Genomic DNA, 20,504 nt, shown 5'->3' on the forward strand with positions numbered 1-20,504 from the left:
TGGACACCGCTGGTGAACGAGACGTTCTGGGGATGTGGGTCGGCACCGGCGGAGAGGGCGCGAAGGAGTGGATCAACCACCTCTCCGATCTCAAGCCTCGAGGCGTGGAGGATATCTGCCTGATCGCGTGCGACGGGCTCAAGGGCCTGCCTGAAGCGCTGAATACATTGTGGCCGGCCGCGGATGTGCAATTGTGCGTCGTGCACCTCGTGCGGGCTAGCCTCCGCTACGCCTCGAAAAAGTATTGGGGTCAGATCGCGAAATCACTGAAAGGTATCTACACCGCCCCCACCCTGGACGCCGCACAGGCATTGTTTGGCGAGTTCGCCCACGAATGGGAAGAACGGTATCCGGCGATGATCCGAATGTGGCGCACCAACTGGGAGAACTTCACCCCATTCCTGGAATTCCCGCCCGATATCCGCAAACTCGTGTACACCACGAACCAGATCGAAAGCCTCAACGCGCGATTCCGGCAAGCCACCCGTCGTCGCGGCCATTTCCCCACCCAACAAGCCGCACTCAAAGTTCTCTACCTCGTGATCAAAAACCCACTCAAAAACCGTACCAACATCACCGGAAAAACAGTAGGATGGAAACAAGCGTTGAACACCCTATCCCTCCACTACGGAGACCGGATCAACGCACAGTAACCAGGTAGGCAATCACCAGCCCGCCCACGAAGTTCCTGACACTCCCTCCAGATCAAGTCCACATGATTCTTGAATGAGTCAGCTCCCGGACCCGACCAATGGTCCTCGACAAGAGTTTCCATGTTCTGGCTCAGGTTGGCTGAGGTTCTCCAGAACAGTTCACCCGCCGTCTTCCAAGCCTCGCCGTTTGCCTCGATTCGGTTGAAGTCACCGGAGATCGGTTTGACGAGCTTGTCATAGAGGTCGAAATCCAGAAAAGTCTCGGTGAACCAGTTGACCGAGTCACTGGCCCAGCGGCTATCACCTTCCATCCGGTCGCCGAGGGTGTCGCCACCGGCCTCCGGCGCTATCTTGCTTACGTCTTGCTCGTCTTCGAAGACTCCGTATGTTGCGCTGCCACCATGCGGGTCGTTGTCCATGATTCCTAGTCCCCCTCAAATGATTCCGCGTTGTCGCCGTCGGTCTTCTCGTAGTCCTCCTTTACCGCCACCAAGCCGGCCGCAGTGGCCTCCATTCGGCCTTTGGTGAAATCCATCCCGTCCCGGACCCACCCGGCGAGTAGTTCCATGACCGGTTTCAGTGGCTCGAGCAGGCCAGTGAAGCCATCCGGCGCGCAGCCGTGCTCTTCGGCCTGGGCGTACGAGGTGACCACGTCGGCAACGATTGCCTGGTCTACGTAGCGTGCGTACTCGTGCAAGACTTCGGTGTCGACGCCTGTGTCGCTCATATGTCAACTCCCAACGATTCGCTGGGAGGATCGTGCACGCCGCCGGTTTCGTGTCGCTTTCATGGCACTTGCCCGAAACTCGACCACTGGACCCGCAGCTGGTCAGAAGGCCAGATGGGTGATCAGCGCGACTAGTGGGATCGCCAGCAGGGTGCGCAGTACGAACAGCGTGAGACAGTCACGCAGCCGTACCGGCACGTCCAGTTCCAGCAGCAGTGGGATCGTCGCGGAGAAGAACAGGATCTGGCTCAGCGAAAGCACGGCGATGAAGAACTTCGCCTCGATGGCCACCCCGGTGCTGATCAGCGCGGGCAGGAACATCTCGCTGATACCGATCAGGCTGGCCGGCGCGACCGTATCCGCATCGGGGATACCGAGCAGGGATATCACCGGTTCCAGCGGCGCGCCGAGCCAGGTGAACAACGGCGTATGGTTGGCGATCAGGATCGCGATCAGCCCGACCGACAGGATCGTCGGCAGGATGACCAGCGCCAAGCGGACTCCGTCGCGAAGCGCGGTCAGCGATTCCCGCGCCACCCCATCAGACTGTTTCGCCCGTGCGACGGCCCGCTGCACGGCGGCACGCCACAGGCTGCCCTCGACCGGTTGCTCCGGCCGTGGCTCGCCAACGTAGCTGTCCGGCTTCCGGGACAGCGGCGGAATCCGGCACAGCACCACCGCGAGTACCAGCGACACTACTGTCACCGAAGCGAGGATCAGCGGAAAGTAGCCAAGTAGGTCAAGGGTGCCCGCGACCACCGCGAAGAAACCGAGGCTGACGGTGGAGAAGCAGGTGGCGATCACGACCGCCTCGCGGGCGCTGTACCGACCCTCCAGATACATCCGGTTGGTCACGTACAGCCCAACCGAGTAACTGCCCACGTAGGACGCGATACCGTCCAACGCTGCCCTGCCTGGCACCCGGAACAGCGGGCGCATAGCCGGCTTGGCGAGCGTGCCGATGAACTCGATACCGCCGAAGGCGACGAACATCGTCACGAAAACCGCGCCGATCGGCACGATCACCGCGACCGAGGCGACCAGCGTGCCGAACATCAGCCCACCAGTGTCCTCGGCGAGGATCGCCGATGGGCCGAAGTCGAAGAAGATCATGATCGCCGCTACCGCGCCGAGAATCCGCAGCAGCAGGAATATCGGGTTGGTGCGAAACGGTCGAAGATCCAGCCAGGGGTTACTCGGCTCAGTTGGCCTACGGATCGCGGCGAACCCGGTGAGCACCGCCGAGACGACGATGGCGAGCATGCTGTAGAGGGCCACCGCGTCCGGGACGTTGTCCGTGATCGCACTGATCGCTACGTCGAACGGGATGGTCCAGCTGCCGTCCACCTTGACCGGAAGCAGGAAGAACAGGGCACCGAACACGGTCGTGCCGAGGAATCGCCATACGGCGCGCCGGTGCGGTATCGCCGTGTTTTCCGGGTTGGCGCCGGTCACGTGCCCTCCTGAAACACCGAGTCATGCGGTTAACCCCGGATACGCTGATCCGGCGCGAAAGAGCTGTCAAGGGCCGCACCCATACGGATCGGTAAGGACGCTGACCAGTTGTCCTGAGTCGTGGGACGCGCATAGTTGTGATTTTGGCTTTATAGTCGGTGTATGAGACGCCGTCGTCCGGTCACCGAGGTGCCCGACGTGGTCGGCCTGAACGCGGCCGACGCCTGCGACATCGTGCGCGCGGCGGGGCTCGTCCCGTACGGACCGGACTACGCGGACGAGCCGATGTCTGGCACGGTCACCGAGCAGCGGCCGATCGGCACCGCCGGCGCGGAACAGGGCTCGCCGGTCTTCCTATGGACCAGGGGTCATCCGGACGGTGCGGACGTCGTGCTTACTCAGCCGAGCAAAGCGGGCAGCCTCGACCCGGTGTAGGGCGCGCTGCTCCGGGTGGTGCACTGGTCGAATGACTGCCAGGGGAACACGACGCGAGCATGGACGGGGCACAAGCAGGCAGGGCGGCTCACTGCGCGACCTTGCCGGGCAGCTGGACCGGTTGCATGGCGACGGATACGGCAAGTACCGCACGATCGAGGGCAGCTGGGCCGGCGACGGTTACACGGTCGTGGTGCGCAAGGCGCAGACCGATCCGTTCGCACCGGCCAGTCGGATCGAGGTGCGGATACCAGCGGATTATGCCGGCTTCCCGGAACGGCTGTGGGCGCAGCCGATCCGGGCTCGCGCGTTGGCGGATTACCTGCTCCGCGAGCTAGGCAAACGTTTGCGCGGCAGTTTGCTCTCGGTGGACGCCTGCGGCCAGGAAGTGCTTGACCGTAGCGCGCTGCGGGTGCAGGCGGGCGCGGTGACGGTCAGCCTGGGTATTGACCTGCCTGGCCCGCGTCGGCGAATCGATGGGCGAGGGGCACGCACGGCACTGTGTACCGAGCTCCCGTCGGCGATCGAGGCGATTCGGTACGCGGCCCTCGATGCCGCCCGGTTGGATACCCACGTGGACGCGGTACAGGACAGTGCCGCGCTGCGCGGCATGCTGGCCGATGCGGGGTTGGTGGCCTTTGTTGCTGATGGTGCGATGCTGGCCAGGCGTAGCGGAACCGACGACCGGCCGCTTACCGAAAGCGCGGGCGCTATCGCGTTTCAGTCGCCGGAATCGATGCGTGCCGAGTTCGAGCTGCCGAATCGTGGCCGGGTCGTCGGGATGGGCATCGGCGCTGGCATCACGCTGATCGTCGGCGGTGGATTTCACGGTAAGTCGACGTTGTTGCGAGCGCTGGAACGCGGGGTTTACGACCATATCGCCGGGGACGGCCGGGAGCTGGTGGTCAGCCGGCCGAGCACGGTGAAGATCAGGGCCGAGGACGGGCGCAGTGTGCAGCGGGTGGATGTGAGCCCGTTCGTCGGTGAACTGCCGACGGGGGCGGATACCCGCGATTTCTCCACCAGCAACGCTTCGGGATCTACCTCGCAGGCGGCGACCACGATGGAGGCCCTGGAGGCCGGCGCTGAAGTACTGCTGATCGACGAGGACACCGCGGCGACGAACCTGATGATCCGGGATGCCCGGATGCAGGCCCTGGTCGCCAAGGACAAGGAGCCATTGACTCCGTTCGTGGATCTGGTCCGCCCGTTGTACCGCGAGCACGGGGTGTCCACTGTGCTGGTTATGGGCGGTTCGGGCGACTATCTCGAGGTCGCCGACCGGGTGCTGATGATGGCCAGCTATATGCCGGAGGACGCGACCGATCGGGCGCGTGCGCTGGTCGCGGGCGGGGCGGACCGGCGGATCGAGGCGAATGATTTTCCCTCGGTGCGGCACCGCGTTTGCGATCCGGCTTCGGTGGTCACCGAGCACAATGGTCGGCGCAAGATCAAACAGCGGGGTATCGACACGCTGGTGCTTGGCGATTCCGATGTGGACCTTCGGGCGGTCGAGCAGTTGGTCGATCGGGGCCAGGTGATCGGGATTGGCCTTGCCCTGAGCCATGCCGTCGAGTCGGGATTGTTCGACGGGCAGCGGACGCTCGGCGAGGTGCTTGACCAGTTGGATGAGCAGTTCGCGTCTTCCGGAGTGGCTGCGGTCCAGCGAGGTTACCTCGGTGATTTCGCGTTGCCCCGGCGGTTCGAGATCGCCGCCGCGCTGTCCCGGATTCGCGGGTTGCGGGTGCTCCCCAGCGCTTCGAGCTAGGCTTCCCGTAACCGCGTTCTTTGCGAGTATTGCGGTCGAGGGCGTCGAGGAACGGGGGCGGGATGGAGTTCGCGGTCGGGGTGTCTGGCAGTGTGATCGCGGTATTGTTCGTCTTCCTGCTCGCCGGCCTGGCAAGGCGGGTGCTCGGCGTTCCGGTTGGCTGGCCGCGCGCCGTGGTGTTGGGTTTCGTCGTCGCAGGTGCGACGTCCTCGCTGCTGGTCATCATCCTGGAGCGAGCGGGCTTGGTTTCCGGTACGCGCCTGCTGGTCGATCCTGGGGTTGTCTCGCTGATCGGGATCCTTGCGATCGCCTGGATGTTCGTGCTCGGGCTGGCCGGTTTGGTGATCTTGGAGGTTGTCCTGCCCACCGGCAGCGTGCCGGGGCCGGTAGCACTGCTCAACCGGTGGCGCCGCCAGCGTCGACGAGCTCGCCGATACACCAAGATCGTGGCCATCGCGGCCCGGCACGGTTTGGGCCGGTTCGTACGCGCGGGGGCACGGCTTGGCCGGTCATCGGAGCCGGCCATGGCCGATACGGCGGTTGCGCTGCGCCGGGCCTTTGAGGACGCCGGCGTGGCGTTCGTGAAGTTGGGCCAGATGCTGTCCACTCGTCGTGACCTGCTGCCACCAGCACTGGTGAACGAGCTGACCAAGCTGCAGGAGCAGGTGCAACCGGCGCCATGGTCGGAGATCGAGCCGGCTATCACAACCGCGTTAGGACGGCCGATCGATGAGGTTTTCCGCTCAATCGAGGAAGTTCCACTCGCCTCCGCCTCGGTGGGTCAGGTGCACCAGGCGCGTCTGCTGGACGGCCGCGAGGTCGTGGTCAAAGTGCAGCGGCCGAGTGTGCTCAAGCAGACGACGTCCGATCTGGACATCATCCTGCAGCTGGCGCGCAGGCTGGACCGGGTAACCGCCTGGGGGCGGTCCATTGGCATCCTCGGGCTGGCCGAAGGTTTCGCCGCCTCGCTGCGCGAGGAGCTGGATTACACGGTAGAACTCGACAACACTAGGGCGGTCGCCGCCACACTCGCGGACGATGACCTGATCAAGGTTCCGGAAACCTATCCAGAGCTGTGCGGTCCAACATTGTTGGTGATGGCCAAACTCGACGGAGCATCCGTCACCGCCGCCGCAGACCTGCTGGCCGGTTTCACCGAGGAGCAGCGTGCCGAACTCGCCACCGAGATCTTCGGTGAAGTGTTGCGGCAAATCATGGTGCACGGTGTCTTCCATGCCGACCTGCACCCCGGAAACATCCTGATCCGTCCAGACCGGACGGTGGGCTTGCTTGACTTCGGTTCGGTTGGTCGCCTGGACAGCCCAGCCCGCACCGCGCTCGGCTTGTTGCTGGCCGCGATCGATCGGAATGACCCGATTGCGGCCACTGACGCGTTGATCGAACTGCTCGGCCGGCCGGAAGGTCTTGACCAGCGCGGTGTGGAGCGCGCGATCGGCGAACTGCTGGTCCGCTACCGGGGTGGCGCCGGCAGCAGGGGCAGCGCGGGGATGTTCGCCAGCCTCTTCAAGGTGGTACTAGAGCACCAGTTCACCGTGCCCGCGCAGGTTGCCGCAGCGTTCCGCGCGATCGGTGCGCTGGAGGGAACGCTGGGCCTGATCAATCCCGGTTTTGATCTGCTCGGCGCGGCCAAGGAGCGTGGCGCAGACGTCCTCCGGTCGGCGATGCGGCCGGAGGACGTCCGGCAGCAGCTCGAGGGGCAGTTGGCTGGGTGGATGCCGATGCTGCAGCGGCTGCCGCAACGGCTCAACAAGATCACCGAGGACCTGGAGAAAGGCCAGTTCGGTATCCGCGTGCGGGCACTCGCCGATGAGCGGGACCGCGCATTCCTCACCGGTATCGCGCGGCAGGTGATGACCACCATCCTCGCCGCCGCGACGACCATCGGCGCGATCATGCTGATGACCAGTGATACCGGCCCGATGCTCACCCCCACACTGCCGCTGTATGCCTTCCTAGGCTATGCCTTGCTGTTCGTTGGGTTCGTCCTTGGCCTGCGTGTTCTGGTCCGGATGTTCTTCCGGAGTTCCCGCGAGTGATAACGCGAGTCGAGGTCTAGCGCACGCCGCTTGGCCGGAACTGGATGCTGATTCGGGGGCCGACTGGCTTGTTGGTTTTCGGGATGGCGTGCTCCCAGCTGCGTTGACAGGACCCACCCATGACGATCAGATCGCCGTGCCCCAGCGGGTAGCGCAGGGTCTGCCCACCGCCCCTCGGGCGCAACAGCAACGGCCGCGCGGCGCCCACGGACAAGATCGCCACCATGGTGTCCTCGGTGCGCCCCCTGCCGATGGTGTCGCCGTGCCAGGCCACGCTGTCCCGGCCATCCCGGTAGTAGCACAGCCCCGCCGTGTGGAAGGGCTCGCCGAGCTCGTCCGCATAATGCTCGGACAGTGCGGTTCGCGCGGTGTTCAGCACGGGATCGGGCAGCTGCTCGCCTTCACCGTAGAAACTCAACAGCCGGGGGACGGCGACCACCTGGTCATACATCCGGCGGCGTTCGGCCTGCCACGGCACGCCTGCCGCGAGCCGTTCGAACAGCTGGTCCGCACCGCTCAGCCAGTTCGGCAACACGTCCAACCAGGCGCCGCAGCCCAGCTCGGTGCGCTGGATGGTGTGCAGCGGCCGGAGCACGACCGCACTGAACTCGTCCGCCGTGCTCGCCGTGTCGAAGAGGGAACCTTGCAACGCTGTCGGCATGGTTGTCAGTGTAGCAGATAAATCGAACATATGTTCCCCTCTGGTGGGGATAGCTGGAGTGGCAACCGGGTAGTTAGCTGGCTGTTTCGGCGGTCGAGTGCTGCGTAGCGTGCGCTTTCGGGGGAGTTACCGAAGGGAGGACGGAAATGGCAGTGCGTCGGTTGGTGGCCTGCGCCGTCGCGATGACCGTGGGTATGGGTCTCGCCAGCGCGGGTATCGCCACGACAGCGGTCGCCGAGCAAGGGGCCGATCGGGACGAAACGCAGCGGATCATCGACGGATTCGTTGCCGATGGTGCGCCGGGCGCAATGGTGTACACCAGAAACGGGCCGGCGGCCTGGACCGTGCGGAGCGGTACCGCGAAGCTGGGCACCGAACGACCGATTCGCCCACGGGATCAGATCCGGGCGGCGAGCAATACCAAGATGTTCGTGGCGACCGTGGTGTTGCAGTTGGTCGATGAGGGCAAGTTGCGGTTGGATGCGCCGATCGAGGAGTACCTGCCGGGACTGGTGCAGGGCAATGGTTATGACGGCAACAAGATCACGCTGCGGCAGCTGCTCCAGCACACCAGCGGGGTCGCTGAGTATGTCCAGGATGTACTGTCCGATCCGGATGCACAGGAACGGGTATGGCAGCCGGAGGAACTGGTTCGCCTCGGGTTGAGCCATCCGCCCTCGTTCGAGCCGGGTACCGACTGGGAGTACTCGAATACTGGCTACATCTTGCTCGGCATGGCGGTCGAAGCGGTGAGCGGCAACGATATCGGCACCGAGATCACCGATCGGCTGCTGCGCCCGTACGGTCTACTGCAGACCAGCTATCCAGAACCGGGTGACAAGAAACTGCGCGGGCCACATGCGCGTGGCTACTACGCGTTCCCCGGCAAGCCGGTCGAGGATGTCACCGAACTGGAACCCAGCCTGCCCGGCGCGGCGGGGTCCCTGGTCTCCACCGGTCCGGATCTCACCCGGTTCGTCGAGGCATTGCTCGACGGCGAGGTGGTGTCACCGGAGTCGCTCGCGCAGATGCGGGATACCGTTCCCGCCTGGGACGACGACCAGTACGGCCTTGGCATTCAGGAGTACGCACTGTCCTGTGGCGGTACGGCATGGGGCCATGGTGGGAACATCCCCGGCTATGACTCGTTTACCGCGGTAACTGAGGACGGCCGTGCCGCATTTGGCGTGGTGAACGGTCGACTGTCCGATGGGTCGAGTGCGCCCGTTCGCACCGCGGTTGATTCGGCGCTCTGCGCGACCCGGTAACCCCTCGCCGCGCACCGACGGGCGAGGGGTTACGTCGAAGGTCCTTCGGTGGTTAGCTGGCTCTTCCGGCGCATGGCTGCGACCGTGCGCCGGGTGAGCTGGCGAATGGAGGACGGATATGGCAGTGCGTCGGTTGGTGGCCTGCGCGGTTGCGGTGACTGTTGGTTTCGGTTTTGCCAGTGCGGGTATTGCCAGCACGGCGGTCGCCGAGCAAGGCACCGATCGCGGCGAAACGCAGCGGATCATCGACGGGTTTGTCGCGGATGGTGTGCCGGGCGCGATGGTGTACGCCGGGAACGAGTCGGGGACTTGGACCGTGCGGAGCGGTACCGCGAAGCTGGGCACTGAGCGCCCGATTCGCCCGTCGGATCGGGTTCGGGTGGGCAGCAATACCAAGATGTTCGTCGCCGCGGTGGTGTTGCAGTTGGTCGATGAGGGCAAGTTGCGGTTGGACGCACCGATCGAGGAATATCTGCCGGGGTTGGTGCAGGGCAATGGTTACGATGGCAACAAGATCACCCTGCGGCAACTGCTCCAGCACACCAGCGGGATGGGCAATTACACCGATGACACGCTGTACGACCCGGAGGCACAGCAACGCGAGTGGCAGCCCGAGGAGTTGGTTCGCATCGGATTGAGCTATCCGCCTTCGTTTGATCCGGGCACCAAGTGGGAGTACTCGAATACCGGCTACATTCTGCTCGGCATGGCGGTCGAAGCGGTGAGTGGCAAGGAGATCGGCGCGCAGATCACCGATCGGCTGCTGCGCCCGTACGGCCTCACCCAGAGCAACTATCCGGAGTCCGGCGACAAGAAGATACGCGGGCCCCATGCCCGGGGCTACGACGCGTTTCCCGGGCGAGGGGTCGAGGACATGACCGAGCAGCTGGAGCCGAGCGTGGCCGGCGCGGCGGGCGCATTGATTTCCACTGGTCCGGATCTCATCCGGTTTGTCGAGGCCCTGCTTGATGGTGAGGTGGTGTCGCCGGAACTGCTCGCGCAGATGCGCGATACCGTCCCCGCTACGGACTTCCGGTATGGCCTTGGGCTACAGGAGTTCGCGCTGTCCTGCGGCGGCTCGGCTTGGGGGCACAGTGGCGGGATCCCGGGCTATTTCACGTTTACCACGGTGACCGATGACGGCCGTACGGCGTTCCTGGTCGCGAACGGTCGGCGGGCCGATGGTACGAGGGTGCCCTCGCTGGAGGCAGCTGATTCGGCGCTCTGTGCGCAGCAATAGCCGGCCGGCCATGGTGACCTGTCGCGGTGCGGTCGCGCTGGATACCGAAGCGGTCGTCGCGATCGCGTACGACGCCTATGCGCCCTATATCGAGCGGATCGGCCGGCAGCCGGCGCCGATGACGGCGGATTACGCCGAGGCGATCGCGCAAGGTCAGCTCTGGGTTGCCGAATCGGCGAACGGTACGGTGCTCGGGTTTCTCGTACTGGTTGAGAAACCCGATCATCTGCTGCTGGAAAACGTGGCGGCTTCCCCTGCGGCCCAAGGGAAAGGCGTTGGGACCGCGTTGCTCGCGCTAGCCGAGCGGCGCGCGCGGGAACGTGGCTACGCACGGATTCGCTTGTACACCAACGAAGCGATGACGGAGAACCTGACCTACTACCCTCGGCACGGCTATCGCGAGACGCATCGCAACACCGAGGACGGGTTCGACCGGGTTCATTTCGTCAAGGAGCTCTGACTTCCGGTACGAGAACTCGGCCAGGGTTGAGGATGCCGTGTGGGTCGAAGGCCCGCTTGAGTTGCTGGTGTGCCCAGCGCGCTGGTTCGTCGAGTTCGCGCGCCAGCCAGTCGCGTTTGAGTTCCCCGACCCCGTGCTCGCCGGTGATCGTGCCGCCAAGCTCCAGCCCGAGCACCATGATCGCCTCGAATGCCCGCTGTGCCGCTGTCACCTGCCGCGGATCGTGCTGATCGAAGACCACACTGGGATGCATATTCCCGTCACCCGCGTGCCCGGCGCAGGTGATCAGCACATCGTGTTCGGCGGCGATCTGTTCGATGCCTTCGATCAGCTCGGCCAGTTTCCCGCGAGGCACACACACATCGTCGACCAGATTGGTGCCCAGCCGTTCCGCCGCAACACCGACCAGCCGCCGCGCCTGCATCAGCAGTTCGCCCTCGGCTGGATCCTCGGCGACGATCACCTCGATCGCCCCACACTCGCGGGCCGCGCGCTCGAACGCGGCGAGCTCGTCGGCGGGTGCGGTGGAATCCGACTGCGCGATCAGCATCGCGCCGGTGTCATCCGGAAAACCGAGATCGGTCAACGCGGAAACCGAAGCGATGGTCGGGCCGTCCATGAACTCGAGTACTGACGGCCGATACCCGGCGCCGAGGAAGCCCGCGACCGCATGGCATGCCATGACCGGCGTGCGAAAGAAGGCAACCGCGGTAAGCGGCGCTGGCGGCGCGGGGCGTAGTGCCAGGGTGATCTCGGTAGCGATCCCCAGTGTTCCCTCGGAACCAACGAACAGTCGGGCGAGGTCGTAGCCAGCAACGCCCTTGGCGGTACGCCGACCACACCGCATGATCCTGCCATCGGCGAGTACCACGGTCAGCCCGCGCACGAAATCGGCCGTGGTGCCGTATTTGACGCAGCACATCCCGCCCGCTCCGGTTGCCACGTTGCCGCCGATCGTGGAAATGTCCATGGATCCGGGGTCGGGTGGGTAGTACAACCCGTGTTTCCGGACGGCCGCCGCGAGCTCGGCGTTGATCACTCCCGGTTCCACCCGCGCGAGCTGTTCGTCGACGTCGATGTGCAGGATCTGGTTCATCTGCTCGGTGTTCAGCAGCAGGCAGCCGTCCAGCGCGTTGGCCCCACCGGACAGCCCGGTGCGCGCGCCCTGCGGCACCACGGGCACCCGGTGCGCGCTGGCGATACGCAGGGCTGCCGCGACGTCCTCGGTACTGCGCACGCGCACCAGTGCGGCTGGCTGGCCGGCTGGGCAGAATGCGGCCCGGTCATACCGATAGGCCTCGAGCACGGCTTCGTCGTGCGTGACCGCGCCATCCGGCAGCGCGCGGTGCAGCTCGGCGACTAGCTTGTCGTTTCCGGTCACGATACGCATCCTACGGTCCGCGGGCCGCCGGATGCGGTGACTGCTTGTGACCGCGTTCTTTAAGGTTAGCGCGGTTGTGTGGCCGTGTGCACGTCGTCGTGGATGCGCAGCCGGGCACCGAGTGTGCCACCGATCGCGGTGGCCAGCGAAAGTGTCACCAGGATCAGTGCCACCGACCAGGATTTCCCGCCACTCGCTGCCAGCAGCGCGGTTGCCACCATCGGCACGAAGCCACTGACCGCGCCACCCAGGTTGTAGGAGATGCCCACCCCGCTGTAGCGCAACCGAGGCGGGAACAGCTCCGAGATCAGTGGCCCATACACCGCGTACGGAATGGAAAGCACCGAAATGCCAATGGTGACACCGAGAATGACCAGCGCGGGCTCCCTGGTGTCGATGATCCAGAACACCGGGAAAGCCAGTGCCGCCGAGGCAAGCCCGCCGTAGGTACACACCTTGCCGGAACCGATACGTTCGGCGACCCGCCCGAAGAACAGCAGGATCAGGATCTCCGCGGCCGCGCCAACCAGCGTGGCACTGAGCATCAACGTGTTGGACAGCCCAAGGGTTTCCGTGCCATAGCTGATCACGAACGTGGTGAGCAGGAAGAATCCGCCGACACCAACCATGGAAATCGCCATCCCGGTGGCGATCCGCCCGAAACCCTGCCGGAAAACCTCGAGCGCGGGTACCGCGGCGCGTTCTTCCTGGGCCAGCAGTTCCACGAACAGCGGGGATTCCTCCATCTTGCGGCGCAGGTACACCGCCACCACGAGCAACGGGAAGGCCGCGAGGAACGGCAGTCGCCAACCCCAGGCGTCAAACGAATCCGCTGGCAGCATGGAAACCAGCGCGAAGGCGCCGGCCGAGGCGAGCGTGCCGATCGGGGAACCAAGCTGGGGCATCACCGCGTAGCGGCCCCGGCGTTCCGGCGGTGCGTGCTCCACCGCCATGGTGATCGCGCCGCTCCATTCGCCACCGACCGCGATACCTTGCAGTACCCGCAACACCGTCAACAGCAGCGGCGCGGCGATACCGATGGTGAGAAAGTCGGGCAGTGCGCCGATGAGCCCGGTAGCGATGCCGATCAGCATCACGGTGATCAGCAGGGTGCGCCGTCTACCGATCCGGTCGCCCAGGTGCCCGAAGATCAGCGCGCCAACCGGCCTCGCCACGAAGCCGAGCGCGAAAGAGGCGAAGGCGGACAGTGTTGCCGCGGTCGCGTTGCCGGTGACGAAGAACAGCCGGTTGAACACGATCGACGCCGCGGTGCCGAATAGGAAGTAGTCGTACCATTCCATTGCCGTACCGACGAACGAGGCGAAGGCGATGCGTTTGGCTTCGTGATCGGTGACGACCGGCTTGTCGATTTTCCCTGCGGTGTCTGAATCAGACATGCGGCCTCCGCTATGCGAGGTGGTGAAGTCGGGTAAGGGGAAGTTCCGCCGCGTGCTGGATGGGTATCTCGGCGCCATCCACCACGATCGGCCCTGCTTCGAGTGGTACCTCCACCCGTGGTGTCGCGGTGTTGAACCGCATATCCGTGCGGTGTAGCCCGCGACTGTTCCGGATTCCGACGTACCGCGGCCCTTCGGGTAACGCCGCCCTGGCACGGGAATCGGCAAGGCAGTGTTCCGAGACGAACACACTGGACAGCCTGCGTGGCGCGGCGCCGAGCCCGCCGAAGAACGGCCGCATCACCCGGGGTTGGGTCAGCCGGGTTGAACCCGAGCCGGAGCCGCTTACTCCCCACGCGACGAATCCCGATTTGATCACCAGCTCTGGTTGCGCACCGAACCATGCCGGGTGCCAGAGCACGATATCCGCGAGCTTTCCCTGGCTGATCGAACCGACCTCGTGCGCCATACCGTGCGCGATCGCCGGATTGATAGTGATCTTGCTCAGATAGCGCAGCACCCGCTCGTTGTTCGGCCGATCGACGCCCGCTTCGCCGGCAAGTACCGCGCGGATATGCGCCAGCTGCCAGGTGCGCCGCGCGGTCTCCGCGATTCGACCCATGCCCATCGAATCGGAGTTCACGATGCTGATCGCGCCGGTGTCATGCAGCGCGTTCTCCGCCGCGATACCGTGCTCGCGCACCCTGCTCTGCGCGATCTCCACGTCACTGTCCACCATGGAATGACCTTTATGGACAGTCATGGTCATGGGCAGCAGCTCGGCCGTGGTCGCAGGGGTGAGCGGCAGTGTCGGCGTCGTCGATGAGGTGAGGATCGATGGATGCGAAACCACTTCGAGCAGGTCGGGCGGACCGCCGCCGCCTTCCACGTGATAGGCGTGCACGGTGCGGCCATCGGTTGCCGCCAGGATGTCCGCGAGATAGCCGGACTCGTTCAACGTATCGGTGTGCAGCGCGACGGGTAGATCCACCTGCTCGGCGGTGGCAAGGCAGGTGTCCACGATGCGCGGCGTGGCACCCCAGTCCTCGTGCACCTTGAAACCGCCCGCGCCCGCGAGCACCGCGCGATCAAGCAACTCACTCGACGAAGTGGAACCGCGGGCAAGAAAGGCGACGTTCATCGGCACATCCCGCCAGCCCTCGATCAGCGCGTGCAGGTTGTTCGCCGGGTTCGCGCCCACGTCCCATACCCCGCCGAGCCCCATCCCGACCAGCGAGGTGACTCCGGCGGAAAGCGCCGCGGGGACAACCTCCGGGCTGGAAAGGTGCACATGTGAGTCCACGATCCCCGCGGTGGCGATCAGCCCGTCACCGGTGATCATCGCGGTATGTGAATCCACCACGAGCTCCACGCCGTCCGCGTTCGCCGGATTGCCCGCCCTGCCGACACCGACGATGCGCCCGTCCGCGATACCGATGTTGGTCTTGCGGATGCCCTGCTCGGGATCGATCAGCAGCACTCCGAGGATCACCATGTCCAGCGCGCTCTCCCGGCCGGCGCGTGGTGCCACGAGCAACCCGTCGCGCGCGGTTTTCCCGCAGCCGCCAAGCACTTCCTGACCTGGCTCGGTGTCGTCGCCGGTCACCTCAACCCACAGATCGGTATCCGCGAGGCGGACCCGGTCGCCGGTCGTCGGTCCGTACATGGCGGTATAGCGGTCCCGGCTCAACCGGTTTGTCATGACTGGCCCCCCATCGCGACGATGGTGACGGTGCGCTGCTCGTCCGGCGCGAAGCGCATGGCCGTGCCGGCTGGCAGATCGAGCCGGTAGCCGGCAGCAGGAGCGGGTTCGATCGTCAATGCGGCGTTGACCTGATCCAGCGGGAAATGTGAGGACAGCCAGATCGGGCGCGGGCCGGTGTTGTGCATCAGTACCTGTGCACGGGCATGCCCAGGGGCGAGTTCGATATCGCCAGCGCCGGGTTGCACGGAACCGGCTCCCTCGCGTGGCGCGGGACCGAACGGCGCCTCCACGTGTACCAGCGTGCTGCCGTGCGGGAACAGCGCCTCGACCTGAACCCTCGGCACCAGCGCGGGCACCTCGGGCAGCAGCTCGTTCGGGTCGAGGACGCGTTTCGCCCGCGCCACCACCTCGTCGAGCGAGTAGCCGTCCCAGGCGAGTTCCAGTACCTCGTCGCAGACCAGCGCGGTTGCCTCGGCCGCACCGAGCGGCGCGCCCCGCGCCCTGCGTCTTCTGGCCAGTTCGGCCGCGGTGAACAGGTTCAACCGCTCCTGCTCGCGCGGGGTGATGTGCATCGACGCCTCCGCGTGCTCGGGTGAGAGGTACCACCCTGTCGCTGAGCGACGGCCTAGCACAATGGCGTGGCGTAATGAGTTCTGGCAACTAGATTGTGCCTATGCACAACGATCGTCATCTCGAGGTCATGCGCGGCCTGGTACGTGGCTGCCTGGACGATCTGGATCAGCTGGTTACCGTATTCCTCGCCGAGGTTCACCGGATCGAGCCGTACCGGGAACAGCTGGTGCCCGTCGAGGAGATGCACGAGCATGCCGAGGCCAGCCTGGAAATGCTGTTGCGGATGATCGGGGAGCTGCCGATCCCGGACCGGCTCACCGGGGTGCCGGAGACCGTTGGCCGCCGGCGCGCGCAGCTCGGGGTGCCGATCGACAGTCTGTTGCGTGCGGTACGGCTGGATTTTCGGGTGCTCTGGACGGCGATGGTCGCCCGGATTGGCAGCGACGCGGACTCCGAAGCTCTGGTCCGGCACGGCGCGATGCGTGTCTCCGACGCGGTCGAGCAGCATATGATGCGCATCCATCTCAGCTATCTGGATGAAGCCGCGTTGCTTGCGGCGGAACGGGAGCGCGAACGGGAACGGCTGGTCGCCCAGTTGATCGCGGGCGATGGTCGGGACCCGCAGGTGGTCGGCCAGGTGGCCAGGGCGCTGCGGGTGGCGGCAGCCGATCGGTTCCTGGTTGCCGCGGTGCCCTCGGCCGCGCAGCGGGCGATGCGCGCGGCGATGGATCGGTTGGCAGCTGCGGGGGTTGTGGTGTATCCGCACGAGTTGGCGCAGCGCACCGTGTTGATCGCGGCCTGCGGTGCGGCCGGTGACGACCTTGCCGCCGAGCTGCGGGAGGTGCCGTGCGGATTGGGTCCGATCGCCGATGGGCTCGGCGAGGTGCCACGGGCCGTGCGGGTCGCGGTGCGAATCGCCGATGTGTTGCCGACCTCGACAACCGAGCCGCGTCAACTGGTGGACGTCTGGCCGGCGCTGGCCGCTACTCACCTCGCGGAGACCGGCGAGGTGCTCGGCGACACTGTACTGTCCGGGTTGGACAGTGTGACCAGTTATGAGCGGGCGCGGTTGGTTGAGACGGTGCGCGCCTACCTGGCTAGCGGTTCGGTCCGGGAAGTCGCCGCGCAACTGTTCTGCCACCGCAACACCGTGCTCAACCGGCTGAACCGGTTCCACGAGTTGACCGGGCAGGATGTGAACCGGCCGAAGGATGCCGCGCTCGTGCTGGTGGCGCTAGCTTGCGTCGATTGACGGGTCCACCGACCGAGCGCAGCGGAATCCGGTGTTGGCCATGGAGGAGTCCGGAGTGAGGCCCTGCCGTGCGCTTACCCGGTAGCGCCGGCAGTACGACTCGTGGCACAAGTAGGAGCCGCCCCGAGCGCTGTACCGCTGCTGCGCCGAAGCCGCGCCGTCGAAGCGGTTCTGGCACCATTCCCACACATTGCCGGTCATGTTGTACAGCCCGAACCCGTTCGGCGGGAACTCGGTTACCGGGCAGCTGCCGTACCAGCCGTCCCCGAGCGTGTTGTTGCTCGGAAAATCGCCCTGCCAGACGTTCATCCGGTGCTCACCGGCCGGTTCCAGCTCATCTCCCCACGGGAAGGCGAACCCGGAAAGACCACCACGTGCGGCATACTCCCATTCCGGCTCGGTCGGTAGCCGCAGCCCACGCCAAGCACAGTAGGCATTCGCGTCCCGCCAGGAAACATGTACCACCGGGTGGTCGAGCAGCCCATCGACCGTCGACTGTGGACCATAAGGATGCTGCCAGTCGGCGCCCTCGACCTGACGCCACCACGGAGCGTTCACCACACCACGGGTCGGCGGGAAGTCATCCGGGAGCAACCCGCCGAAGACAAAGGACCAGCCGAACAGTTCGGCGTCGGTGCGATGGCCCGTAGCGCTGACGAACTCGGCGAACTCGCCGGTGGTGACGGCTGTTGGGCTGATCCAGAATGCCGCCACGGCTACTTCCCGGACCGGTCCCTCGCCGTCCGCGGGGTAGGCACGCGAGTCGGTGCTGCCCATCAGGAAACTGGCCGCGTCCAACCGGACCATGCCGTCCGTAGCGCCATGTCCAGCCGTTACCGGCGAGGCCGGTTGTTGCGCGGCTTCCGTGCGGGACGGCGCGCAACAACCCTTGCCCTGCTCGGTATCAGTCATAGCTGGACAGTACCCGGTTGCGTTCGGCGGCCGCGCCGATATCACTCGCCAGGTCATCCGCCAGATCGACCCGAAGGCGGTGCAGCGTGCCGGTGAACGCGTTATCCACCACCGGGTAGTCATCGGTGACCGGCGAGGCGCGGTCACAGCCGATATCGAAGGTCTCGTCGAACGCGAAGTAGTAGGGGATGGTCGCTGGTACCTGCCCTTCGGCCAGCTTCTCGCCATTCACCGAAAGCGTCGCGGTCCCGCCCTTGCCGACCCCACCGCCTGCGTAGCTGAAGTCAAGCACGACCTCCTGCTCGCCGGCTTCGAGCGCGGTTGGTGCGGCGACCTTGTGCACTTCGAGCCCGAAGTAGTTGTACGCGTAGCAGGGGATTCCGTTGTGCAAGTAGAGCGACCAGCCACCGAACCTGCCACCCTGGGCGACGAGTACTCCGGTGGCCCCGCCTTCCGGGATATGCACGCTAGCCGTGAGCCGATGCGAGCGGTTCTTCACGTTCGGTGCGGTTTCCTCGGTCAGGCGAAGGCCTGGGCCGTGGAAGGTGACCGTTGACCGCTCGCCGAACAGATCCAATCGGCCGGCCTCCTTCGGGTTCTCCCGCTCGGTCATCCGATCGTCCAGTGGGAAGACGTTGTACTTGGCCGCTTCGATCAGGAACAGCTGCTGTAGCTCGCGCAACTTGCCCGGATGCTCCCCGGCAAGGTCATGCGCCTGCGTCCAGTCCACATTGGTGTCGTAGAGCTCCCAGATGTCGTCATCGAAGTACTTCCGGCCGTCCTGGACCATCTCCCACGGCGTGCCGTGCCTGGTCACCGCCATCCAGCCGTCGTGGTAGATCCCCCGGTTGCCGACCATCTCGAAGTACTGCAGCCGATGCCGATCGGCCGCATCCGGTTCGTTGAACGTGTAGTACATGCTGGTGCCCTCGACCGGCTGTTGCGCGATGCCCTGCACGCTGTCCGGCTGGGGGATGTTCGCGGCTTCCAGGATCGTTGGCAGTACGTCGATCACGTGATGGAACTGATCGCGGATACCGCCGCGCTCGGTGATTCCCGCCGGCCAGTGCGCGACCATCCCGTCCCTGGTGCCGCCGAAATGCGAGGCCACCTGTTTCGTCCACTGGTAAGGGGTGTTCATCGCGAGTGCCCAGCCCACCGGGTAGTGCGCATGGGTGGTGGCATCGCCGAGCGCCGCGTCGTGCGCGTTGATGTAGTCCGCGGAGTCCGGGATTCCACTGGCAAACCGGTGTTCGTTCAACGTGCCGCCTAGGCCGCCTTCCGCGGATGCACCGTTGTCCCCGAGGATGTAGATGATCAGCGTGTTGTCCAGCTCGCCAGCGTCTTCGATGGCGTCTACCAGCCTGCCGACCTGCGCGTCGGTGTGCTCGGCGAAACCGGCGTAGAGTTCCATCAGCGAAGCGGCTGCTCGCTGTTCCGAATCAGACAGATCTGTCCAATGCGGAACTCCTGCTGCCCATGGGGCCAGTTCGGCATCCTGCGGTACGACGCCCAGCTCCTTCTGTTTCGCCAGCGTGCGTTCGCGTTGCTCATCCCAGCCGTGGTCGAACTTGCCGCGATAACGTTCCCGGTACTCGGCGGGCACATGGTACGGCGCGTGGGTGGCACCGAATGGTAGGTAGACGAAGAACGGATCGTCCGGGGTCAGCGTTTTCTGGTCGCGTATCCAGTTGATCGCGTTGTCCACCAGATCGGCGGACAGGTGGTAGCCGTCCTCCGGTCGCTTGGTTGGTTCGATCGGCTTGGTGCCGTCGAAAAGTACCGGGTACCAGTGGTTCATCTCCGCGCACAGGAAGCCGTAGAACTTGTCGAACCCTTCGCCGGTCGGCCAGCGGTCGAAGGGGCCAGCCGGACTGACGTCGCGTGCCGGGGTCTGGTGCCATTTGCCGAACGCCCCGGTGTGGTAGCCATTATGGCTGAGTATCTGGCCGAGGGTGGCGGCGGACAGTGGTCGAATCCCGGTGTATCCGGGCGCCGCGCTGGCCATCTCGGTGGTCACGCCCATGCCGACCGAGTGGTGGTTGCGCCCGGTCAGCAGGGCCTGCCTGGTCGGCGAGCAGATCGCGGTGACGTGGAACCGGGTGTAGCGCAGGCCGCCTTCGGCAAGCCGTTCCGCGGTGGGCATCTGGCAGGGGCCGCCGAAGGCGCTTGGCGCGCCGAAGCCCATATCGTCGATCAGCACGAGCAGTACGTTGGGCGCACCGTGTGGCGCGCGGCGTGGTTCGGCCGGGGTGTAGGGCGGCTGTTGATCGCGGACGTCGATCGAGGTGGCCGATGGATACCGGGCGTCGGAAAGCGGCAACTGGCGGCGGCTCGCCCCCGGGTTCGTCACTCCGTCCTCCTTTGCTGATTGGGCGCGCTGACCTGCGATAACGCGCTCATCAAGATTCGCAGCCGGCGCGGTGGTGGGCAACAGAACGACGCGAGCGACCTAGACGGGTTTCCGCAACCGCTGATCGAAATCTTCTATACCCCGAGCACTCTGCGCCCGCTGTGGCCAGCCCGGCGCCCGATCACCGCGTTGGCGGGGTGGGGTTGA

Annotated in this window: 18 protein-coding genes; 8 read left to right on the plus strand and 10 right to left on the minus strand. The window is 65.5% G+C overall.

The features are described from left to right. On the plus strand, positions 1-653 hold a 653-nt coding region (locus EV191_RS22310), incomplete at its 5' end, for an IS256 family transposase (protein ID WP_132879135.1). On the opposite strand, the gene EV191_RS22315 is transcribed toward EV191_RS22310, so the two are convergent. The 3 genes from EV191_RS22315 to EV191_RS22325 all read right to left on the minus strand — a co-directional run bounded on the left by EV191_RS22315 (position 626) and on the right by EV191_RS22325 (position 2,835). After that, positions 626-1,072 carry a hypothetical protein gene (locus EV191_RS22315; protein WP_132879136.1) on the minus strand — a complete coding sequence of 149 codons (447 nt, stop codon included), beginning with the start codon at positions 1,070-1,072 and terminating at the stop codon, positions 626-628. The two genes, EV191_RS22310 and EV191_RS22315, sit on opposite strands and share 28 nt — an antisense overlap. Positions 1,073-1,077: 5 nt before the next feature. Continuing rightward, complete coding sequence (locus EV191_RS22320; protein ID WP_132879137.1) at positions 1,078-1,380, minus strand: hypothetical protein; 303 nt, start codon at positions 1,378-1,380, stop codon at positions 1,078-1,080. Positions 1,381-1,482: 102 nt separating this feature from the next. Further along, a complete protein-coding gene (locus EV191_RS22325) occupies positions 1,483-2,835 on the minus strand; it encodes a YjiH family protein (protein WP_132879139.1) in 1,353 nt (450 codons plus the stop codon). Positions 2,836-2,997: 162 nt separating this feature from the next. On the opposite strand from EV191_RS22325, the gene EV191_RS22330 reads away from it, so the two are divergent. From EV191_RS22330 to EV191_RS22340, 3 genes are all read left to right on the plus strand, one after another. After that, positions 2,998-3,270 (plus strand): PASTA domain-containing protein, encoded by a 273-nt coding sequence (locus EV191_RS22330; RefSeq protein ID WP_132879141.1) that lies wholly within the window; start codon positions 2,998-3,000, stop codon positions 3,268-3,270. Between the two features lie 31 nt (positions 3,271-3,301). Then, positions 3,302-5,038 carry an ABC-ATPase domain-containing protein gene (locus EV191_RS22335; protein ID WP_132879142.1) on the plus strand — a complete coding sequence of 579 codons (1,737 nt, stop codon included), beginning with the start codon at positions 3,302-3,304 and terminating at the stop codon, positions 5,036-5,038. Positions 5,039-5,100: 62 nt separating this feature from the next. Next, a complete protein-coding gene (locus tag EV191_RS22340; RefSeq protein ID WP_132879144.1) occupies positions 5,101-7,095 on the plus strand; it encodes an ABC1 kinase family protein in 1,995 nt (664 codons plus the stop codon). A 16-nt stretch (positions 7,096-7,111) separates the two neighbouring features. On the opposite strand, the gene EV191_RS22345 is transcribed toward EV191_RS22340, so the two are convergent. Next, positions 7,112-7,756: an alpha-ketoglutarate-dependent dioxygenase AlkB gene (locus tag EV191_RS22345; RefSeq protein ID WP_132879145.1), complete on the minus strand. Its 645-nt coding sequence runs from the start codon at positions 7,754-7,756 to the stop codon at positions 7,112-7,114. A gap of 146 nt (positions 7,757-7,902) precedes the next feature. Between EV191_RS22345 and EV191_RS22350 the strand changes: the two genes are divergently transcribed. The 3 genes from EV191_RS22350 (at position 7,903) to EV191_RS22360 (ending at position 10,724) form a co-directional block, all read left to right on the plus strand. Beyond that, a complete protein-coding gene (locus EV191_RS22350) occupies positions 7,903-9,024 on the plus strand; it encodes a serine hydrolase domain-containing protein (RefSeq protein ID WP_132879147.1) in 1,122 nt (373 codons plus the stop codon). Between the two features lie 118 nt (positions 9,025-9,142). Beyond that, a complete protein-coding gene (locus tag EV191_RS22355; RefSeq protein ID WP_132879149.1) occupies positions 9,143-10,264 on the plus strand; it encodes a serine hydrolase domain-containing protein in 1,122 nt (373 codons plus the stop codon). A gap of 10 nt (positions 10,265-10,274) precedes the next feature. Next, on the plus strand, positions 10,275-10,724 hold the full coding sequence (locus tag EV191_RS22360) for a GNAT family N-acetyltransferase (RefSeq protein WP_243659144.1): 450 nt from the start codon (positions 10,275-10,277) through the stop codon (positions 10,722-10,724). On the opposite strand, the gene EV191_RS22365 is transcribed toward EV191_RS22360, so the two are convergent. The 4 genes from EV191_RS22365 to EV191_RS22380 all read right to left on the minus strand — a co-directional run bounded on the left by EV191_RS22365 (position 10,711) and on the right by EV191_RS22380 (position 15,779). Then, positions 10,711-12,105: an FAD-binding oxidoreductase gene (locus EV191_RS22365; RefSeq protein ID WP_243659145.1), complete on the minus strand. Its 1,395-nt coding sequence runs from the start codon at positions 12,103-12,105 to the stop codon at positions 10,711-10,713. The genes EV191_RS22360 and EV191_RS22365 overlap by 14 nt on opposite strands. A gap of 65 nt (positions 12,106-12,170) precedes the next feature. Next, positions 12,171-13,502 (minus strand): MFS transporter, encoded by a 1,332-nt coding sequence (locus tag EV191_RS22370; protein ID WP_132879154.1) that lies wholly within the window; start codon positions 13,500-13,502, stop codon positions 12,171-12,173. Between the two features lie 10 nt (positions 13,503-13,512). Next, positions 13,513-15,204: an urease subunit alpha gene (locus EV191_RS22375; protein ID WP_132879155.1), complete on the minus strand. Its 1,692-nt coding sequence runs from the start codon at positions 15,202-15,204 to the stop codon at positions 13,513-13,515. Then, complete coding sequence (locus EV191_RS22380; RefSeq protein ID WP_132879157.1) at positions 15,201-15,779, minus strand: urease subunit gamma; 579 nt, start codon at positions 15,777-15,779, stop codon at positions 15,201-15,203. The genes EV191_RS22375 and EV191_RS22380 overlap by 4 nt, the downstream gene beginning before the upstream one ends. 101 nt (positions 15,780-15,880) lie before the next feature. Between EV191_RS22380 and EV191_RS22385 the strand changes: the two genes are divergently transcribed. Then, positions 15,881-17,032: a helix-turn-helix domain-containing protein gene (locus EV191_RS22385; RefSeq protein ID WP_132879158.1), complete on the plus strand. Its 1,152-nt coding sequence runs from the start codon at positions 15,881-15,883 to the stop codon at positions 17,030-17,032. On the opposite strand, the gene EV191_RS22390 is transcribed toward EV191_RS22385, so the two are convergent. Together EV191_RS22390 and EV191_RS22395 are read right to left on the minus strand one after the other, a co-directional pair. Beyond that, positions 17,015-17,944 (minus strand): formylglycine-generating enzyme family protein, encoded by a 930-nt coding sequence (locus EV191_RS22390; RefSeq protein ID WP_481557250.1) that lies wholly within the window; start codon positions 17,942-17,944, stop codon positions 17,015-17,017. The two genes, EV191_RS22385 and EV191_RS22390, sit on opposite strands and share 18 nt — an antisense overlap. Beyond that, positions 17,937-20,297, minus strand: a complete 2,361-nt coding sequence (locus EV191_RS22395) for an arylsulfatase (RefSeq protein WP_132879160.1) — start codon at positions 20,295-20,297, stop codon at positions 17,937-17,939. The genes EV191_RS22390 and EV191_RS22395 overlap by 8 nt, the downstream gene beginning before the upstream one ends. Positions 20,298-20,504 lie beyond the last annotated feature (207 nt).

Source organism: Tamaricihabitans halophyticus (assembly GCF_004340875.1).
Classification (GTDB): domain Bacteria; phylum Actinomycetota; class Actinomycetes; order Mycobacteriales; family Pseudonocardiaceae; genus Tamaricihabitans; species Tamaricihabitans halophyticus.

Coding starts and splice junctions, on each gene's coding strand:
- EV191_RS22315 (WP_132879136.1), bottom strand. CDS start 1,072: ATGGACAACGACCCGCATGGTGGCAGCGCAACATACGGAGTCTTCGAA.
- EV191_RS22320 (WP_132879137.1), bottom strand. CDS start 1,380: ATGAGCGACACAGGCGTCGACACCGAAGTCTTGCACGAGTACGCACGC.
- EV191_RS22330 (WP_132879141.1), top strand. CDS start 2,998: ATGAGACGCCGTCGTCCGGTCACCGAGGTGCCCGACGTGGTCGGCCTG.
- EV191_RS22335 (WP_132879142.1), top strand. CDS start 3,302: ATGACTGCCAGGGGAACACGACGCGAGCATGGACGGGGCACAAGCAGG.
- EV191_RS22340 (WP_132879144.1), top strand. CDS start 5,101: ATGGAGTTCGCGGTCGGGGTGTCTGGCAGTGTGATCGCGGTATTGTTC.
- EV191_RS22345 (WP_132879145.1), bottom strand. CDS start 7,756: ATGCCGACAGCGTTGCAAGGTTCCCTCTTCGACACGGCGAGCACGGCG.
- EV191_RS22350 (WP_132879147.1), top strand. CDS start 7,903: ATGGCAGTGCGTCGGTTGGTGGCCTGCGCCGTCGCGATGACCGTGGGT.
- EV191_RS22355 (WP_132879149.1), top strand. CDS start 9,143: ATGGCAGTGCGTCGGTTGGTGGCCTGCGCGGTTGCGGTGACTGTTGGT.
- EV191_RS22360 (WP_243659144.1), top strand. CDS start 10,275: ATGGTGACCTGTCGCGGTGCGGTCGCGCTGGATACCGAAGCGGTCGTC.
- EV191_RS22370 (WP_132879154.1), bottom strand. CDS start 13,502: ATGTCTGATTCAGACACCGCAGGGAAAATCGACAAGCCGGTCGTCACC.
- EV191_RS22375 (WP_132879155.1), bottom strand. CDS start 15,204: ATGACAAACCGGTTGAGCCGGGACCGCTATACCGCCATGTACGGACCG.
- EV191_RS22380 (WP_132879157.1), bottom strand. CDS start 15,779: ATGCACATCACCCCGCGCGAGCAGGAGCGGTTGAACCTGTTCACCGCG.
- EV191_RS22385 (WP_132879158.1), top strand. CDS start 15,881: ATGCACAACGATCGTCATCTCGAGGTCATGCGCGGCCTGGTACGTGGC.
- EV191_RS22390 (WP_481557250.1), bottom strand. CDS start 17,944: ATGACTGATACCGAGCAGGGCAAGGGTTGTTGCGCGCCGTCCCGCACG.